General features: G+C 38.6%; 16 protein-coding genes. 14 read left to right on the top strand and 2 right to left on the bottom strand.

Features of this window, described 5'->3' with window-relative positions; translation table 11 throughout:
- Positions 1-25: 25 nt before the first annotated feature.
- Positions 26-1,504: an IMP dehydrogenase gene (gene guaB, locus M1F56_RS09175; protein ID WP_000073416.1), complete on the top strand. Its 1,479-nt coding sequence runs from the start codon at positions 26-28 to the stop codon at positions 1,502-1,504.
- A gap of 58 nt (positions 1,505-1,562) precedes the next feature.
- Here the strand turns inward: guaB and recF are convergent, their stop codons facing one another.
- Complete coding sequence (recF, locus tag M1F56_RS09170; protein ID WP_000266691.1) at positions 1,563-2,654, bottom strand: DNA replication/repair protein RecF; 1,092 nt, start codon at positions 2,652-2,654, stop codon at positions 1,563-1,565.
- Positions 2,655-2,656: 2 nt separating this feature from the next.
- A complete protein-coding gene (yaaA, locus tag M1F56_RS09165) occupies positions 2,657-3,025 on the bottom strand; it encodes a S4 domain-containing protein YaaA (protein ID WP_000455876.1) in 369 nt (122 codons plus the stop codon).
- 160 nt (positions 3,026-3,185) lie between these two features.
- On the opposite strand from yaaA, the gene yfmF reads away from it, so the two are divergent.
- The 13 genes from yfmF to M1F56_RS09100 form a co-directional block, all read left to right on the top strand.
- Entirely contained in the window at positions 3,186-4,436 is a 1,251-nt protein-coding gene (gene yfmF, locus M1F56_RS09160; RefSeq protein ID WP_247917510.1) for an EF-P 5-aminopentanol modification-associated protein YfmF, read from the top strand.
- Positions 4,433-5,716, top strand: a complete 1,284-nt coding sequence (gene yfmH, locus M1F56_RS09155) for an EF-P 5-aminopentanol modification-associated protein YfmH (RefSeq protein WP_247917509.1) — start codon at positions 4,433-4,435, stop codon at positions 5,714-5,716. The genes yfmF and yfmH overlap by 4 nt, the downstream gene beginning before the upstream one ends.
- 35 nt (positions 5,717-5,751) lie before the next feature.
- Positions 5,752-6,573 carry a cytoskeleton protein RodZ gene (gene rodZ, locus M1F56_RS09150; protein WP_247917508.1) on the top strand — a complete coding sequence of 274 codons (822 nt, stop codon included), beginning with the start codon at positions 5,752-5,754 and terminating at the stop codon, positions 6,571-6,573.
- Between the two features lie 10 nt (positions 6,574-6,583).
- Complete coding sequence (pgsA, locus tag M1F56_RS09145; protein ID WP_000712149.1) at positions 6,584-7,129, top strand: CDP-diacylglycerol--glycerol-3-phosphate 3-phosphatidyltransferase; 546 nt, start codon at positions 6,584-6,586, stop codon at positions 7,127-7,129.
- Positions 7,126-7,953, top strand: a complete 828-nt coding sequence (locus M1F56_RS09140) for an energy-coupling factor ABC transporter ATP-binding protein (RefSeq protein WP_247917507.1) — start codon at positions 7,126-7,128, stop codon at positions 7,951-7,953. Before pgsA ends, M1F56_RS09140 begins: the two co-directional genes overlap by 4 nt.
- Complete coding sequence (locus tag M1F56_RS09135; RefSeq protein WP_061599226.1) at positions 7,938-8,777, top strand: energy-coupling factor transporter ATPase; 840 nt, start codon at positions 7,938-7,940, stop codon at positions 8,775-8,777. The genes M1F56_RS09140 and M1F56_RS09135 overlap by 16 nt, the downstream gene beginning before the upstream one ends.
- Entirely contained in the window at positions 8,770-9,564 is a 795-nt protein-coding gene (locus M1F56_RS09130; protein ID WP_000377881.1) for an energy-coupling factor transporter transmembrane component T family protein, read from the top strand. Before M1F56_RS09135 ends, M1F56_RS09130 begins: the two co-directional genes overlap by 8 nt.
- 60 nt (positions 9,565-9,624) lie before the next feature.
- On the top strand, positions 9,625-10,440 hold the full coding sequence (gene mreC, locus M1F56_RS09125) for a rod shape-determining protein MreC (RefSeq protein ID WP_247917506.1): 816 nt from the start codon (positions 9,625-9,627) through the stop codon (positions 10,438-10,440).
- Positions 10,441-10,442: 2 nt separating this feature from the next.
- A complete protein-coding gene (gene mreD / locus M1F56_RS09120; RefSeq protein ID WP_001237923.1) occupies positions 10,443-10,937 on the top strand; it encodes a rod shape-determining protein MreD in 495 nt (164 codons plus the stop codon).
- 93 nt (positions 10,938-11,030) lie between these two features.
- The gene (gene pcsB, locus M1F56_RS09115; protein WP_247917505.1) at positions 11,031-12,272 is read left to right on the top strand and encodes a peptidoglycan hydrolase PcsB; all 1,242 of its coding nucleotides are present in this window, start codon (positions 11,031-11,033) and stop codon (positions 12,270-12,272) included.
- Positions 12,273-12,496: 224 nt separating this feature from the next.
- A complete protein-coding gene (rpsB, locus tag M1F56_RS09110) occupies positions 12,497-13,276 on the top strand; it encodes a 30S ribosomal protein S2 (protein WP_000268477.1) in 780 nt (259 codons plus the stop codon).
- Positions 13,277-13,354: 78 nt separating this feature from the next.
- Positions 13,355-14,395: a translation elongation factor Ts gene (gene tsf / locus M1F56_RS09105; RefSeq protein WP_000808089.1), complete on the top strand. Its 1,041-nt coding sequence runs from the start codon at positions 13,355-13,357 to the stop codon at positions 14,393-14,395.
- Positions 14,396-15,611: 1,216 nt separating this feature from the next.
- Positions 15,612-18,241: GbpC/Spa domain-containing protein (locus M1F56_RS09100; protein WP_247917504.1), on the top strand; the 2,630-nt coding region annotated here is incomplete at its 3' end.

Raw genomic sequence — 18,241 nt, 5'->3', positions numbered from 1 at the left:
AAAAGAAAGAAAAGAGGAAACTTTAATGTCTAATTGGGATACTAAATTTTTAAAAAAAGGTTTTACCTTTGATGATGTATTGCTCATTCCAGCAGAAAGTCATGTGTTGCCTAATGATGCAGATTTAACAACAAAATTGGCAGATAATCTGACTTTAAATATCCCAATTATAACAGCCGCCATGGATACAGTCACAGAAAGTCAAATGGCTATTGCCATTGCTCGTGCGGGTGGTCTTGGAGTAATCCATAAAAATATGTCTATTGCGCAACAGGCGGATGAAGTTCGCAAGGTAAAACGTTCTGAAAATGGTGTTATTATTGATCCATTCTTCTTGACTCCAGAACACACGATTGCTGAAGCAGATGAACTGATGGGACGTTACCGTATCAGTGGTGTTCCAGTTGTGGAGACACTTGAAAATCGTAAATTGGTTGGTATTCTAACAAACCGAGATCTTCGCTTTATTTCAGATTACAATCAGCCAATCTCAAACCATATGACTAGTGAAAATCTTGTTACTGCTCCTGTTGGTACAGATCTTGCAACAGCTGAAAGCATTCTTCAAGAACACCGTATTGAAAAACTTCCTTTGGTTGATGAAGAAGGTCGTCTTTCTGGTTTGATTACTATCAAAGATATTGAAAAAGTGATTGAGTTTCCAAATGCTGCTAAAGATGAGTTTGGTCGTCTCTTAGTTGCAGGTGCAGTAGGTGTTACTTCAGATACATTTGAACGTGCCGAAGCCCTTTTTGAAGCAGGAGCGGATGCCATTGTTATTGATACTGCCCATGGTCACTCTGCTGGTGTTCTACGTAAAATCGCTGAAATTCGTGCTCACTTCCCAGACCGCACTTTGATTGCTGGAAATATTGCCACTGCTGAAGGTGCGCGTGCTCTTTATGATGCAGGTGTAGATGTTGTCAAAGTCGGTATCGGACCAGGTTCTATTTGTACCACTCGCGTGATTGCAGGGGTTGGTGTTCCACAAGTGACAGCAATCTATGATGCAGCAGCAGTTGCGCGTGAATATGGTAAAACAATCATTGCTGATGGTGGAATCAAGTACTCTGGAGATATTGTAAAAGCCCTTGCTGCAGGTGGGAATGCAGTTATGCTTGGATCAATGTTTGCTGGAACAGACGAAGCACCAGGTGAAACGGAAATCTTCCAAGGACGTAAGTTTAAGACCTACCGTGGTATGGGATCAATCGCTGCAATGAAGAAAGGTTCAAGTGACCGTTACTTCCAAGGTTCTGTCAATGAAGCAAACAAACTTGTTCCAGAAGGAATTGAAGGCCGTGTTGCCTATAAAGGAGCAGCAGCTGATATTGTCTTCCAAATGATTGGAGGTATTCGCTCTGGTATGGGTTACTGTGGTGCAGCTAACCTTAAAGAACTACACGACAATGCTCAATTTATTGAAATGTCTGGGGCTGGTCTAAAAGAAAGCCATCCTCATGATGTACAAATCACTAATGAAGCGCCAAACTACTCCATGTAAGTAGTAAAAAAGAACTCCTGATTTTCAGGAGTTCTTTTTGTTTACAATGTTGTCAATGTTAATTTACAGAAATTTTACCGTTTTGGATGTTGAAAATACTAAGATTTTCTGGTAAGTTTTGTAAGTGGTCTAAACTTGTTGTTGTAATAAAGGTTTGGATAGATTGAGAGATGGTTTCTAGTAATTTTAGTTGCCGTGTATTGTCAAGTTCACTCATAACATCATCAAGCAGTAGTATCGGAGACTCGTTGGTAATACTTTCCATTAGCTCAATCTCTGCTAGTTTGATAGAAAGTACAAGACTACGATGTTGACCTTGGCTTCCAAAACTAGCATCCATTCCATTGATATAAAAAGCAATGTCATCTCGATGAGGGCCAACTCCAGTATTCTTTTTAAATAAGTCTCTGGATCTGCTTTTCTCCAAAGCAATTTTAAAAGAATTTGTTAGCTGTTCGTCATCAGTGAAGTTGACAGATGATTGATAAGATATTGACAACTCTTCTAATTTATTTGAAATTTCTAAGTGTTTTTTTTGACCAAATTTCTCTAAGTCTTTAATGAATTTTATCCGATGCTTTATGACGCGACAACCATACTCTACTAACTGATCATCTAATACTGACAGAAATGTTTCATCAATCTTCTGACTAGATTTTAGGTAGGTATTTCTCTGCTTGAGTATATGGTTGTAGTTTGACAAGTCTGACAAGTAGATTGGTTTAATTTGTCCCAGTTCGATGTCTATAAATTTTCGACGGACAGAAGGTGCTCCCTTAATTAGCTGGAGATCTTCAGGTGCGAAGAGGACAACATTCATATGTCCGATGTAGTCTGATAGGCGCGCTTGTTTTAAGTGATTGACCTTAGTCACACGCCCTTTTGGCGTTAAATCAATTTCTAGAGGGATAGAGCTTGTTTTCTTCTGTAGCAAGCCAGAAAGATGGAGTTGCTCGTTATCAAAATGAATGAGATTTTTATCTGTACGAGTCCGATGACTACGTGTTAAGGCTAAAAAATAGATTGCTTCTAGAATATTGGTTTTTCCTTGTGCATTTTGACCTAGAAAGACATTTAATTTTGGATTGAAATCAATTTTTGCCTCTTTGTAGTTTCGAAAGGTTTTAATTGTTAAATGTTGGAGCCACATGGTTATCTTCCTGGAAAACGTGGAACTTGTTTGGTTTTAGGCGATGAAGAAGTTTTTTGTTTTTCTTTCTTGATACCTTTATTCATCTCTTTGACAAGTTTAGCAATTCGCTCTTTCTCAATCTTATCTGCTTGATACTCTTCTTGCTCTTTTAAACTTGGTTGTGTCAAGGTGATGTCAATCTTTAAATCAGGAATATCAATCGTATCTCCAATACGGATTTTTTTCCCACGTCTACTTTCTAACTCGCCATTAAAGTAAACTTGATGATCTATTAAAAAGGATTTGATAGCACCACCGCTTTGTATAATTCCAAGTTCTTTTAGGAGGGCTTGGAGCGTAATAAATTCTTCAAATAATTTGTATTCCATAATTCACCTCAATCTTTGGTATTATACCATATTTTCCTTGAAATAGCTGAAGGAAAGTTAGCTGAAATAAAAACGGTTTTACTCTTTAAAGCTATAAAGAGAACAAGAAAAATTTTGATTTTCGTGGTATAATAGAACTCTATATGTAAGGAGGTAAGGTATGGAATTAGTGCCTGGAATTTCAGCACATTTTGTTCAATCCAAAAAGTTTAAAACAAATAAAATCACTATTCGTTTTACTGCTCCCTTATCTCTTGAGACAATAGCAGGACGCATGTTAAGTGCGAGTATGTTGGAGACGGCAAATCAAGCTTATCCCACATTACAAGCATTTCGCAGATACTTGGCAAGTTTATATGGAACAGATATTTCCACAAGTGCTTATCGTAGAGGACAAGCACATATTCTTGACTTAACATTTACCTACGTGCGAGATGAGTTCTTGAGTAAAAAAAATGTCTTGACTTCTCGAATTTTGGAATTAGTAAAACAGACTTTATTTGCTCCCTTAGCTCAAGATGGTGCTTTTGAGCCAGCTTTATTTGAAATTGAAAGAAAACAGTTATTGGCTAGTCTAGCTACTGATATGGATGATTCATTTTATTTTGCTCATAAGGAGTTGGATAGCTTGTTCTTCCATGATGAGCGTCTTCAATTGAGATACAGTGATTTACGAAATAGCATTTCAAATGAGTCTCCAGAAAGTAGCTACACGTGCTTTCAAAATGCTCTGAAGAATGATCGTATTGATTTCTTTTTCTTAGGTGATTTTAATGAAGTAGAAATCACAGAATCGCTGAAGTCATTACCCTTTACAGCTAGAGAGAACGACGTCACTATCCAGTACCATCAATCTTATTCGAATGTCCTAAGAGAGGGAATGGTTCAGAGGAATGTTGGGCAATCCATTTTGGAAATGGGCTATCATTCTCCTATAAAATATGGTGATGTTCAGCATCTGCCCATGCTTGTTATGAATGGTTTGTTGGGTGAATTTGCACATTCGAAACTTTTTACAAACGTTCGTGAAAATGCTGGAATAGCCTATACAGTCTCTAGTCAATTGGATTTATTTAGTGGTCTGTTAAGGATGTATGCGGGTATTGATAGAGAAAATCGAAATCAGGCTAGAAAAATGATGAATCATCAATTGCTAGATCTGAAAAAGGGTAACTTTACAGATTTTGAACTTGAACAAACAAAGGAGATGATTCGACGATCTTTGTTGATGGCTCAAGATAATCAACAGACCCTAGTTGAAAGAGTCTATTTGAATGCTCTATTTGGAAAATCAAGCTTTGACATTGATCGATTGGTGGCAAAATTAGAGAATGTTGATAAAGAAGCTGTATGTAAAGTTGCCAATGGTTTGAAGTTACAAGCGATTTACTTTATGGAAGGAGTAGAATGACAAAGGTTACTTTTGAAGAAAAATACTATCCTGCTGTAAAGGAAACAGTCTACAAAACACAATTGTCAAATGGATTGACAGTTTCTTTACTCCCTAAGCAAGATTTCAATGAGGTTTATGGGATTGTAACGGTTCAATTTGGTTCTGTAGATGCAACTTATACAAGCTTGGAAAAAGGTTTACGTCATCATCCAGCAGGAATTGCACATTTTCTTGAACATAAATTGTTTGAAAGAGAAAATTCTGAGGATATAATGGCTGCTTTTACTCGATTAGGTGCGGACAGTAACGCCTTTACAAGCTTTACTAAGACCAGCTATCTTTTTTCAACAATTGACCATCTATTAGAGAATTTAGATTTGCTAGATGAGTTAGTCGGAGATGTTCATTTTACAGAAGAATCAGTTTTAAGGGAACAGGATATTATCCAGCAAGAACGAGAAATGTACCAAGATGATCCAGATTCACGCTTGTTTTTTGCAACATTAGCCAACCTTTATCCTGATACTCCTTTAGCAACAGATATAGTTGGAAGTGAAAAATCAATTTCTGATATTCAAGTTTCAAATTTAAAAGAGAACTTTACTGACTTTTACAAACCTGTCAACATGTCACTGTTTTTAGTTGGAAATATTGATGTAAAAGTTGTTGAGGAATACTTTTCGAAAAAGGAAAAGAAGACTTTAGAACAGTTTACCGTTTCAAAAGAGAAACTACCCTTGCAGTCTGTGAAGCAAACAGATAGTCTTCGGATGGAAGTTTCTTCACCCAAACTTGCTGTTGCGATTAGAGGTAATGGGCAAATAACAGAAGCTGAGTCTTATCGTTACAATATTTTATTGAAATTACTATTTACGATGATGTTTGGTTGGACTTCTGATCGTTTTCAAAAGTTATATGAGACTGGGAAGTTAGATGCGTCATTGTCACTTGAGGTTGAAGTCAACAGTCGCTTTCATTTTGTGATATTGACAATGGATACCAAAGAGCCTGTTTCTCTGTCGCATCAATTTCGGAAAGCGATTCGTCAGTTTAGTAGTGATACGGATATTACAGAGGAACATTTAGATCTTGTTAAGAGTGAGATGTTTGGGGAATTTTTCAGTAGCATGAACTCCTTGGAATTTATTGCAACTCAATACGATCCGATGGATCGCGGAGAAACAATTTTTGATTTTCCGAAAATTTTACAGGAAATTACTTTGGAGGATGTTCTAGAGGCTGGGCATCGTTTGATTGATAATGGTGATCTAGTTGATTTTACAATCTTTCCAGCTTAAAAGATGACTAATACTAGAAAGAAGGAATGGTACGTATGAGAAAAAAAACAATTGGCGAGGTTCTACGTTTAGCTAGAATTAACCAGGGATTGAGTTTAGAAGAATTGCAGGAAAAAACTGAAATTCAGTTGCATTTTCTAGAAGCTATGGAAGCAGATGATTTTGATCAACTTCCTAGTACCTTCTATGCTCGTTCTTTTTTAAGAAAATATGCTTGGGCAGTAGAGTTAGATGAAAGAATTGTTTTGGATGCCTATGATTCAGGTAGTATGATCACTTATGAAGAGGTAGATGTCGATGAAGAAGACTTGTCTGGTCGCAGACGGTCAAATAAGAAAAAAACGTCTTATCTCCCCTTGTTTTATTTCGTTCTATTTGCTTTGTCCATTTTAATTTTTGTGACTTACTATGTCTGGAACTACATCCAAACTCAGCCAAGCCCTTCTTCAGCTAATTATAGTGTTGTGAGCTCAACTAGTTCAACAACCTCATCTAGTTCATCTTCTAGTAGTCAGACGTCTAGCTCGTCTTCTACTACGGAATCAACTATTACAGTGTCAGGCGAAGGAAACCGCATTGAAGCTCGGTATAAAACGAGTAAGGAAACCGCTACTGTTCAACTAGCAGTTTCAGATACAACTAGCTGGGTAAGTGTTTCAGGAAGTGAGCTGGAGGGTGGTGTGACACTATCCGCAGACAATAAGAATGCAAAAACAACAGTTTCAACTAAGAATCCCGTTACCATTACTTTAGGTGTAGTGAAGGGAGTTACTGTGACTGTGGACAATCAAACGATTGATACTTCGAAGCTGACAACTCAGACTGGAACTGTAACACTTACATTTACTACAGATTAAGGAAAAATCAATGAAAAAAGAACAAATTCCTAATGTATTAACTATTGGTAGAATTCTCTTTATACCTCTCTTTATTCTTATTTTGACTTTGGGCCATTCACAAGGCAGTCATTTGCTGGCAGCGATCATCTTTGCAGTTGCTAGTATAACGGATTATCTTGATGGCTACCTTGCTCGTAAATGGAATGTAGTCAGCAATTTTGGAAAATTTGCAGATCCGATGGCTGATAAGCTGTTGGTTATGTCAGCTTTTATCATGTTGATTGAGTTAGGTATGGCTCCAGCTTGGGTTGTTGCTATTATCATCTGTCGTGAACTTGCGGTGACAGGCTTGCGTTTGTTGCTTGTTGAGACGGGAGGGACAGTTCTAGCAGCAGCGATGCCAGGGAAAATCAAGACCTTTAGTCAGATGTTTGCTATTATCTTTTTGCTCTTACATTGGAATTTAATTGGTCAGCTGTTGCTTTATATCGCTTTGTTTTTCACTATCTACTCTGGTTATGATTATTTCAAGGGTAGCGCTCATGTATTCAAAGGGACATTTGGTTCGAAATGAAATCGATTATTGAAGTAAAAAATCTGTCTTTTCGTTACAAGGAAGACCAGGATCATTATGATGTTAATAATGTCTCGTTTCACGTGAAACAGGGAGAATGGCTTTCGATTGTAGGTCATAATGGGAGTGGAAAATCGACAACTATCCGTTTGATTGATGGATTGCTTGAAGCAGAGTCTGGGGAAATCTGGATAGATGGGCAATTGCTGTCCTCTGAGAATGTTTGGGACTTACGCCGTCAAATTGGTATGGTTTTTCAAAATCCAGATAACCAGTTTGTGGGCGCGACTGTTGAAGATGATGTTGCCTTTGGTTTAGAAAATCAGGGACTCCCTCGTGAAGAAATGAAGAAGAGAGTGGCTGAATCTTTGGAGTTGGTAGGGATGCTGGACTTTAAGAAAAGAGAACCAGCTCGTTTATCTGGTGGACAAAAACAGCGGGTGGCTATTGCGGGAGTTGTTGCCCTGAGGCCAGCTATTTTAATTCTGGATGAGGCTACAAGTATGTTGGATCCTGAGGGACGAAGAGAACTGATTCAGACAGTTCAAGAAATTCGAAAAGACCACCAGATGACAGTCGTCTCCATTACACATGATTTAGAGGAAGTTGCGATGAGTGACCGTGTCTTGGTCATGAAAAAAGGCCAAGTGGAGTCAACCAGCAGCCCAAGAGAACTTTTTTCTCGGGATGACCTTGACCAGATAGGGTTAGATGAGCCTTTTGCTAATCAATTGAGAGAATCTTTGAGAGAGACTGGTTATCAGTTGCCGGATGGCTATTTGACAGAAGGAGAGCTAGAGGACAAGTTATGGGAATTACTCTAGAAAATGTGAGCTTTACCTATCAAGAGGGGACTCCCCTATCTTCATCAGCCTTGGCTGATGTTTCCTTGACGATTGAGGACGGCTCCTATACTGCTTTGATAGGACATACAGGTAGTGGGAAATCAACGATCTTACAGCTTTTAAATGGCCTATTGCTTCCAAGCAAGGGTTCTGTTCGAGTTTTTGATACCGTCATTACCCCTACATCAACCAATAAAGAAATTCGCCAGATTCGAAAGCAAGTCGGTTTAGTTTTTCAATTTGCTGAAAATCAGATTTTCGAAGAAACTGTTTTGAAAGATGTTGCGTTTGGACCACAAAATTTTGGAGTTTCTGAGGAAGAAGCCAAGAAAATTGCGCGTGAAAAGTTAGCCTTGGTAGGTATCGATGAGTCACTCTTTGAGCGCAGTCCTTTTGAACTTTCGGGTGGCCAAATGAGACGTGTGGCTATAGCAGGTATGCTGGCCATGGAGCCAACTGTCTTGGTTTTGGATGAGCCGACAGCAGGGCTAGATCCTTTGGGCAGAAAAGAATTGATGACCTTGTTTAAAGAACTCCACCTTTCTGGAATGACAATCGTCTTGGTAACGCATTTGATGGATGATGTAGCTGCATATGCTGATCAGGTCTATGTTATGGAAAAGGGGCGTTTGGTCAAAAGTGGCAAACCGTGCGAAGTTTTCCAAGATGTAGCCTCTATGGAAAAAGTACAGTTAGGTGTGCCTAAAATCACAGCCTTTTGTAAACGTTTGGCAGATAGGGGTGTAGCTTTTAAAAAACTGCCAATCAAGATAGAGGAGTTTAAGGAGTCGCTAAATGGATAGTATGATTTTAGGACGTTATATACCAGGAGATTCCATCATTCATCGCTTGGATCCCCGTAGTAAATTGCTTGCCATGATCCTGCTGATTTTGATTGTATTTTGGGCCAATAATCCCCTCACCAATCTCATTCTGTTTATAGCGACAGGTATATTTATTGCTTTGTCAGGCGTTTCCCTCTCATTTTTCGTTCAGGGATTAAAATCCATGTTTTTCTTAATTGCTTTTACGACTCTTTTTCAGCTCTTTTTCATTTCAAGTGGAAATGTCCTATTTGAGTTTTCTTTTATAAGAATAACGGATTATGCTTTGCAACAAGCGGGAATCATTTTCTGTCGTTTTGTGTTGATTATTTTCTTTTCAACCTTGCTAACCTTAACGACCATGCCTTTGAGCCTGGCAGCTGCAGTTGAAGCCCTTTTAGCACCGTTGAAACGCGTGAAAGTTCCCGTTCATGAAATTGGTCTGATGTTATCAATGAGTTTGCGTTTTGTTCCAACTCTGATGGATGACACGACGAGAATTATGAATGCTCAAAAAGCTCGTGGAGTTGATTTTGGCGAGGGAAGCATCGTTCAAAAAGTAAAGGCTATGATTCCAATTTTAATTCCTCTTTTTGCGACGAGCTTAAAGCGTGCAGATTCATTGGCAATAGCCATGGAAGCACGTGGCTATCAGGGAGGAAAGGGTAGAAGTCAGTATAGACAGTTGAGATGGAGTCAAAAGGATACACTGGCAATTCTTGTGATTTTGGTACTGGGATGTTTCTTATTTTTCTTAAAATCTTAGCAGGTTTGTAGGATTGATAAGAAGTTCACAGTAGCAGATTTTTAGTATAAAGGTAGGAATATGAACCGTTTTAAAAAATCAAAATATCTAATCATCGTTTTTGTCACAGTTCTGGCAGTTTCTGTACTATTAGTGACAACCTATTCAAGCGCTATTGTGACGAAACTAGGAGATGGGATTTCCTTAGTAGATAGAATTGTTCAAAAACCTTTTCAGTGGTTTGATACTTTCAAATCAGATTTGGGACATTTGACGCGGACTTACAATGAAAACGAAAGTCTAAAAAAACAGCTCTATCAACTAGAGGTAGAATCTAATCAATCAGAAAGTTTAAAAAATGAAAATGAACAACTACGTCAGTTGCTGGATATGAAGTCAAAATTGCAGGCTACAAAAAACATAGCAGCAGATGTAATTACGCGTTCACCGGTATTTTGGAAGCAAGAGTTAACGATAGATGCAGGAAGTTCAAAGGGTGCTTCTGAAAATATGTTGGCCATTGCAAATGGGGGCTTGATTGGCAGTGTTTCAAAAGTGGAGGATCATTCAACGACTGTCAACTTATTGACAAATACCGAAAATTCGGATAAAATTTCCGTTAAAATCTTGCATGGTTCTACTGAAATTTACGGAATTATCGTTGGTTATGACAAAGAAACCGAACTTCTTAAAATTAGTCAATTAAACAGTAACAGCGACATTAGTGCTGGAGATAGGGTGACTACAGGGGGACTTGGAAACTTTAATGTTAAGGATATTCCTGTTGGAGAGGTTGTTGCTACAACTCATAGCAGTGATTATCTAACACGAGAGGTAACAGTAAAGTTAAGTGCTGATACTAAAAATCTTCATGTGGTAGAGTTAGTGGGGAATTAGCAATGAGACTGTTAAAACAAGTTGGTATTTTCTTTTTACTTCCTTTTCTTGTGCTAATTGATGCACATATTGGTCAATTAGTAGAATCCTTTTATCCACATTTTCACTTAGCCAGTCATTTCCTGTTTTTATTTCTCTTGTTTGAGACAATTGAGGTATCAGAATACTTCTATCTAGCTTATTGCTGTATAGCAGGTTTGGTGTACGATATCTATTTTTTCCACTTGATAGGAATTGCGACACTTTTATTTATCTTGATAGGTGCCTCACTTCACAAGTTTAATAGTGTGACTTTGTTGAACCGTTGGACGAGAATGTTAACAATAGTTGTGATGAGCTTCCTATTTGATATGGGTAGTTATCTCCTGGCCCTTGCTATGGGACTGACAGTAGAATCAATGCCAGTTTTCATTGTCTACAGTCTTGTCCCATCAATGATTTTAAACTTTTTGTGGATGGTGATTTTCCAGTATATTTTTGAAAAATATTATCTATAAGAAAGAAATAAAAATGTAACAAAGGCGTAATATTTATTATGTCTTTTTTTGGTATACTAGTAATGTCTTAAATAGAAGGAGTATCTACACAATATGAAGAAAAAAATCTTAGCGTCACTTTTATTAAGTACAGTATTAGTGTCTCAAGTGTCGGTGTTAACAACTGTTCACGCTGAAACAACTGATGAAAAAATTGCTGCTCAAGATAGTAAGATTAGTGACTTGACAGCCCAACAAAAAGAAGCTCAAAAACAGGTAGATGAAATCCAAACGCAAGTTACAGCTATTCAAACACAGCAAACAAACTTGCAAGCTGAAAATGAAACACTACAGGCGGAATCTAAAAAACTTGAAGGAGAAATTACAGAGCTTTCTAAGAACATTGTTGCTCGTAATGAATCTTTGGAAAAACAAGCACGTAGCGCACAAACAAACGGTGCTGCAACTAGCTATATCAATACAATTGTAAATTCAAAATCAATTACAGAAGCTATTTCCCGTGTTGCGGCTATGAGCGAGATTGTATCAGCTAACAACAAAATGTTAGAGCAACAAAAAGCTGATAAAAAATCAATCTCGGAAAAACAAGTTGCAAATAATGAAGCAATCAATACTGTAATTGCGAACCAACAAACGCTTGCTGACGATGCACAAACATTGACAACAAAACAGGCGGAGTTAAAAGTTGCTGAGTTGAACCTTGCTGCAGAGAAAGCTACTGCAGAAGGTGAGAAAGCTACCTTGTTGGAACAAAAAGCAGCAGCAGAGGCAGAAGCGAAAGCAGCAGCTGAAGCAGAGGCAACTTATAAAGCACGTCAAACAAGTCAACAACAATCAGTTGTTGCTTCTGGAAACACAAGTTTCTCAGCTCAAGTGCAAGCAACATCTACATCAGCGTCAGCATCAGCATCAGCATCTGACGACGAGGACTCAAGCTACACTCCAGCACCTACTCCAGCACCTACTCCGACTCCTACTAGACAACGTCCAACATACAGTACAAATGCTTCAAGTTATCCAACTGGTGAATGTACTTGGGGAGCTAAAACATTAGCACCTTGGGCTGGAGATTACTGGGGTAACGGAGCGCAGTGGGCTACAAGTGCAGCGGCTGCAGGATTCCGTACTGGATCAACTCCACAAGTTGGTGCGATTGCATGTTGGAATGACGGTGGATATGGACACGTAGCGGTTGTTACAGCAGTTTCATCAACAACTAGCATTCAAGTATCAGAATCAAACTATGGTGGAGATCGTACAATCGGTAACAAACGTGGATGGTTCAATCCAACTACAACTTCTGAAGGTTATGTTACTTATATCTATCCAAACTAATGAATGAAATAAAGAGGCTCGATTTGAGTCTCTTTTATTATTTTTTATCGAAAGCAAGACCGAAATCTATCAAAATCACTTGAAAATATGGCTAAAATGTGGTAGAATGAACCTTGTCGTGTAAACGATAATACTCATTCTTGATGAATTGTGAAACTGTTGCCCTCGGGTCGTTTTGCAAGTTGAAATCGAGAAGAGGAAAAAAACAAAAAGGAGAAATACTCATGGCAGTAATTTCAATGAAACAACTTCTTGAGGCTGGTGTACACTTTGGTCACCAAACTCGTCGCTGGAACCCTAAGATGGCTAAGTACATCTTCACTGAGCGTAACGGAATCCATGTTATCGACTTGCAACAAACTGTAAAATACGCTGACCAAGCATACGACTTCATGCGTGATGCGGCAGCTAACGATGCAGTTGTATTGTTTGTTGGTACAAAAAAACAAGCTGCTGACGCTGTTAAAGAGGAAGCAGAACGTTCAGGTCAATACTACATCAACCACCGTTGGTTGGGTGGAACTCTTACTAACTGGGGAACTATCCAAAAACGTATCGCTCGTTTGAAAGAAATCAAACGTATGGAAGAAGAAGGAATCTTTGATGTTCTTCCTAAGAAAGAAGTTGCACTTCTTAACAAACAACGTGCACGTCTTGAAAAATTCTTGGGTGGTATCGAAGATATGCCTCGTATCCCAGATGTAATGTACGTAGTTGACCCACATAAAGAACAAATCGCTGTTAAAGAAGCTAAAAAATTGGGTATCCCAGTTGTAGCGATGGTTGACACAAACACTGATCCAGATGATATCGATGTAATCATCCCAGCTAACGATGACGCTATCCGCGCGGTTAAATTGATTACAGCTAAATTGGCTGACGCTATCATCGAAGGTCGTCAAGGCGAAGACGCGACAGCAGTTGAAGCTGAATTTGCAGCTTCAGAAGCTCAAGCTGACTCAATCGAAGAAATCGTTGAAGTTGTAGAAGGCGACAACGCTTAATTCAAATAAGTAATCATTACCTAGGAGGGCGGGGCTTAGCCCGGCTCTCCTATTTTTAAAAAATATAGGAGAATCAAAATGGCAGAAATTACAGCTAAACTTGTTAAAGAGTTGCGTGAAAAATCTGGTGCTGGTGTTATGGACGCTAAGAAAGCATTGGTTGAAGTTGAAGGTGATATCGAAAAAGCAATCGAATTGCTTCGCGAAAAAGGTATGGCTAAGGCAGCTAAGAAAGCTGACCGTGTTGCAGCTGAGGGTTTGACTGGTGTATTTGTTAACGGTAACGTTGCAGCAGTAGTTGAAGTAAATGCTGAAACTGACTTCGTTGCAAAAAATGCTCAATTCGTTGAGTTGGTAAATGCTACAGCTAAAGTAATTGCTGAAGGAAAACCAGCTAACAACGAAGAAGCTCTTGCCTTGACAATGCCTTCAGGTGAAACTCTTGAAGCAGCCTATGTATCTGCAACAGCTACAATCGGTGAAAAAATCTCATTCCGTCGTTTTGCTTTGCTTGAAAAAACAGATGCACAACACTTTGGAGCATACCAACACAATGGTGGACGTATCGGTGTTATCTCTGTCATCGAAGGTGGAGATGAGGCACTTGCTAAACAAATCTCAATGCATATCGCTGCGATGAAACCAACAGTTCTTTCTTACAAAGAATTGGATGAGCAGTTCGTTAAAGATGAGTTGGCACAATTGAACCACGTGATTGACCAAGATAATGATAGCCGTGCAATGGTTGGTAAACCAGCTCTTCCACACTTGAAATATGGATCAAAAGCTCAATTGACTGATGAAGTGATTGCTCAAGCTGAAGAAGATATCAAAGCTGAATTAGTTGCAGAAGGCAAACCCGAAAAAATCTGGGACAAAATCATCCCAGGTAAAATGGATCGCTTCATGCTTGACAACACTAAAGTTGACCAAGCATACACACTTCTTGCACAAGTCTACATCATGGATGACAGCAAGACAGTTGAAGCTTACCTTGAATCAGTAAATGCTTCAGTAGTTGAGTTCGCTCGCTTTGAAGTTGGTGAAGGTATCGAGAAAGCTGCAAACGACTTTGAAGCAGAAGTTGCAGCTACAATGGCAGCAGCTTTGAATAACTAATCAAATTATGTCTAATCATTTTATTCTTTGAGGAGTCTCTAAGAGACCATGTATGAGAGAAATGTGATACTTCTTCTTGCTGACATTGCTTGTTTTTCTTTTTATGTTATAATCACTACTGTTTTAAATGTTTAAGAAGTGAGAATTGTATTCTCTGAAAATTTTACTACGCCTTTTCACAGTCTTTTAAACTTCAATAATCTACTGTCTGAAGCCTATATATGGTTGCGATAAACTTTTTAGGTATGTTTGTTATTTACTGTAAAATACATTATAAATTCTGTTTACTTGAGCGTAAATTACCCAATTATTAAAATCAGAAGGATATATAACCAAGGCATAGATATCCTAATTCTACAAGTTGAAAATCAGATATAAAAGAACCCTTACTAGGAAAAATGATAGAAGGCAGAAACTGTAGTAAAAGGACAAAGGTGGTTTATACGTTCTTTATGAATTGTGTCAAATCACTTTATTTTTGTTTATTTATATGTTGAATCAGAGAACACGCCACTTTAATGTACTAGAGAGCTAAAAAGTATATGTTTTTAAGTGTTTTCATGACATTTTTTACACAATCTTTAGATAGGGTACGTGTTTAATTTGACAAATTATAAAAATACTATTATTATTAAAGTAAGTGATATTTTATACTGTTACTGTAGTAATGTATATATCTATTCTTGAAAATAGGGGGGGGGATGTTTTATGATGAGAAAAATGATTTTCTTCTAACCATGACAAGGGTTTGGATGTTTGCAGTGGGAGATAGTCCTCTATTGGCTCGTAATGTGGGGGACTCAAGCAATTTGGAAACAGTGAACAATGAGACGATCTCTGCGTTATCAAACATTCAGAAAATGTCAGCGACCTAGTACAATCAGGTGTTGCGTCGATAAAACCAGCATACCTATAGAAGCTAATGCCGGTTCTTTCTGGTGAGAGAAAGACTTTCGGTTTTTATGTGTCAAGATTTCGATGTCATCGAAATCTATAAGGATTGTGCTGCTGTCTAAAATTTGATGGTTCTGAATCAGTCGTTCTACTAGCACAAGTGGCTGGTTAAGTCGATAATGTTGGGGCTGTTAAGTTTATTGGTGAAAAATTTGTATTATTGCAAAAAAGAGTCGTTGGCTCGACAATCTCTTTTTTGCAATAATCGGTCTGTTCGTTTTATCATTATTAGGGTTAAATAAATCAATCCTTTGAGAGAACAATGAATAATACGTTAATTATAAAAATGAAGGAAGGAACGCGCATGTTCAATCACAATAGTGAGACAAAAGGTCACGGTTCTATTCGTAAAAATAAAGTATATGGCACAATTGGAGTCATTGCTCTTGGCGCCATTGCTATGTTTAGTAATAACAAAACAGTATCGGCGGATGAAGTATCATCTTCTGATCCAACGGCTTCACAGCCTGCAGCGAAAGATAGTAGGGTGGCAGAAGGAACTCAGGGCGCTTCAACTGTGACTATAGCCCCAGCTACCCCAACATCTGAAACGCCAGCAACTTATACTGCTCCAGCATCTGAAACAACTCCAGCTACAGTTGCTTCTTCGGCTAGTGATACAACTCCAGCTACAGCTGCTTCTTCGGCTAGTGACACAACCCCTGTAACTTACACTGCACCTGCAGCAGCACAGGCCGCTCCAGTTGCGTCGGCCGAAGCCACAGAACCAAAAGTTACTGTGGAAAATCAAAAGTTGAAAGACGCTGTGTCTGAAGCTAAGGGTTACAACATTGATATAAAACAAAATCCAACAGAAAATATTGGAACAGCAAATAACCAAATAGAGTCAGATGCTAAAAAGGATCTTGCCAACACTCTTGAGGAAACACAAGCAACTCGTATCAAGACAGGGGTAGATGCCTACAAACTTGATTTGAAAAAAGCTCAGGAGAACGTAGGTACTGACGGTTATCTGAGTGAAGTAGTTAGCCAAGGCTTGAAATTTGAAAGCGAACCTAATGGAAAACTATCTATTAGTGGTGCTACAGAATTTGGACAAAAGGATATGCCTTCAGCGCAATCTTATGAAGAATATGTTAAAGGTGGTGGAACATTTGGTTCGACTCCAAAAGCACCTTTTACAACGCGACTTTCAGGTGGTGGAAGTAATTTTGTTATTCCGAAAATTGAAAACGGTCAAACTATCACGGCTACCTATACTAACCTTCAAAACTCAACATATAATGGAAAGAAAATTTCTAAGGTAGTCTATGAAGTTACTAATATAAGTGGTAGTACTGGTATCGTGGGCTTTGCAGAAAAAGATCCAACAAAAGGAATTTATACTTTTTACAAAATTAATGCACCGTCTAGATACCGTGTAAATATTCGTTTTTACGATTCTGATGACAATCCAATTCAATTCACAAAGACGAATCCAGCTATTTTAGCTATGACGAGTCTAACAAAAACAGAGCCTACTTCTGGAGTGAGAGCTGGTCTAAAACACGAAGAAAGCATAACAGATTATAATTTCCGACCAGTAAAGATTACCGGTTCTTTGGTTGAAAAACAAGGTGATGGTCGTTTGGCGGCAACTAGACCAACCCACGATATTAAAGATGATTATGATGATCCAAATTTCTATAAGATGGGAATTGCTGGTGTAGCAGAAAGCGGAGATACCATCTCTTTTGTGATGCAACGGAAGTCTCAATGGGACAGAGGTTATTGGCTAGCTCTTACAAGTAAATTACCATCTCGCTTTACACTTGTAAAACCAGATCTTGAATACAATCTAGTTGAATATAATCTTGCAGGAAATGTTGTGCTTGATAACTATATTCAAGGAACTACTACTAAACTAACCAATACTCAAACAATTAAACCTACAGGAACTCCTGTTGGCGAAGACTACACAACAACACACCAAGACAGAATCACAACAGCGGATGGCAAGGTCTATAAATATGTGTCATCAACTAATAATACAACAGGTAAAGTAAAATTAGGTACGATAAACGTAGCAAACTACTATACCGAAGTAAAAGGGAATGTTGTTGTTGATTACCAAGATAAGCAAGGCAACACCATTTCTCCGCGTATTGTAGATACACCAGATACATCAGTAGGAACGGCTTACGACACGACTGATCACAAACCGTCTACAATCACTACAGCCGATGGAGCAAGTTACCGTATTGACCCTACAGCTACACAAGGTCAAGAAAGTGGTAGAGTTGTTGAAGGGACAACCCGCGTTATCTACGTTTATGATAAGCTTGAAAAACCAGTAGAGAAGTATGGTAATGTTGTCGTTGATTACCAAGATAAGCAAGGCAACACCATTTCTCCGCGTGTCGTAGATACACCAACTTCACGGGTTGGTACTTACTATGATACAACTGATCACAAACCAACTACCATTACGGCGGATGATGGCACAACTTATCGTATTGATACCAATGCTACACAAGGTCAAGAAAGTGGTCAGGTTGTTGAGGGAACAACCCGCGTTGTCTATGTTTATGACAAAGTTGAAAAGCCGGTAGAAAAAAAATATGGTGATGTCACAGTTGAGTACAAGAACAAAGATGGTGTGACGATTGCACCGAAAGTGACGGATACACCACGTTCTGAAGTGGGAACTGCTTACGATACTACGGATCAACGCAAGGACACTATTACTACTGTAGATGGTAAGAAGTACAAGCTGGATTCAACCGCAACTCAAGGAGCGGAAACTGGTAAAGTGGTAGAAGGCAATACCAATATCGTTTACTACTATGATCTTGTCCCAGACACACCAGCTAAGAAATATGGTGATGTCACAGTTGAGTACAAGAACAAAGATGGTGTGACGATTGCACCGAAAGTGACGGATACACCACG

The sequence above is a fragment of the Streptococcus oralis genome, from assembly GCF_023109005.1.
In the GTDB taxonomy this organism is placed as follows: domain Bacteria; phylum Bacillota; class Bacilli; order Lactobacillales; family Streptococcaceae; genus Streptococcus; species Streptococcus oralis_BU.
Note: the sequence above shows the minus strand (reverse complement) of the source record. Positions and strands in the feature narration are given on the sequence as shown.

Bases quoted from the DNA above. Each gene is read 5' to 3' on its own strand.
- guaB (WP_000073416.1), top strand. From the start codon at position 26: ATGTCTAATTGGGATACTAAATTTTTAAAAAAAGGTTTTACCTTTGAT.
- recF (WP_000266691.1), bottom strand. From the start codon at position 2,654: ATGTGGCTCCAACATTTAACAATTAAAACCTTTCGAAACTACAAAGAG.
- yaaA (WP_000455876.1), bottom strand. From the start codon at position 3,025: ATGGAATACAAATTATTTGAAGAATTTATTACGCTCCAAGCCCTCCTA.
- yfmF (WP_247917510.1), top strand. From the start codon at position 3,186: ATGGAATTAGTGCCTGGAATTTCAGCACATTTTGTTCAATCCAAAAAG.
- yfmH (WP_247917509.1), top strand. From the start codon at position 4,433: ATGACAAAGGTTACTTTTGAAGAAAAATACTATCCTGCTGTAAAGGAA.
- rodZ (WP_247917508.1), top strand. From the start codon at position 5,752: ATGAGAAAAAAAACAATTGGCGAGGTTCTACGTTTAGCTAGAATTAAC.
- pgsA (WP_000712149.1), top strand. From the start codon at position 6,584: ATGAAAAAAGAACAAATTCCTAATGTATTAACTATTGGTAGAATTCTC.
- M1F56_RS09140 (WP_247917507.1), top strand. From the start codon at position 7,126: ATGAAATCGATTATTGAAGTAAAAAATCTGTCTTTTCGTTACAAGGAA.
- M1F56_RS09135 (WP_061599226.1), top strand. From the start codon at position 7,938: ATGGGAATTACTCTAGAAAATGTGAGCTTTACCTATCAAGAGGGGACT.
- M1F56_RS09130 (WP_000377881.1), top strand. From the start codon at position 8,770: ATGGATAGTATGATTTTAGGACGTTATATACCAGGAGATTCCATCATT.
- mreC (WP_247917506.1), top strand. From the start codon at position 9,625: ATGAACCGTTTTAAAAAATCAAAATATCTAATCATCGTTTTTGTCACA.
- mreD (WP_001237923.1), top strand. From the start codon at position 10,443: ATGAGACTGTTAAAACAAGTTGGTATTTTCTTTTTACTTCCTTTTCTT.
- pcsB (WP_247917505.1), top strand. From the start codon at position 11,031: ATGAAGAAAAAAATCTTAGCGTCACTTTTATTAAGTACAGTATTAGTG.
- rpsB (WP_000268477.1), top strand. From the start codon at position 12,497: ATGGCAGTAATTTCAATGAAACAACTTCTTGAGGCTGGTGTACACTTT.
- tsf (WP_000808089.1), top strand. From the start codon at position 13,355: ATGGCAGAAATTACAGCTAAACTTGTTAAAGAGTTGCGTGAAAAATCT.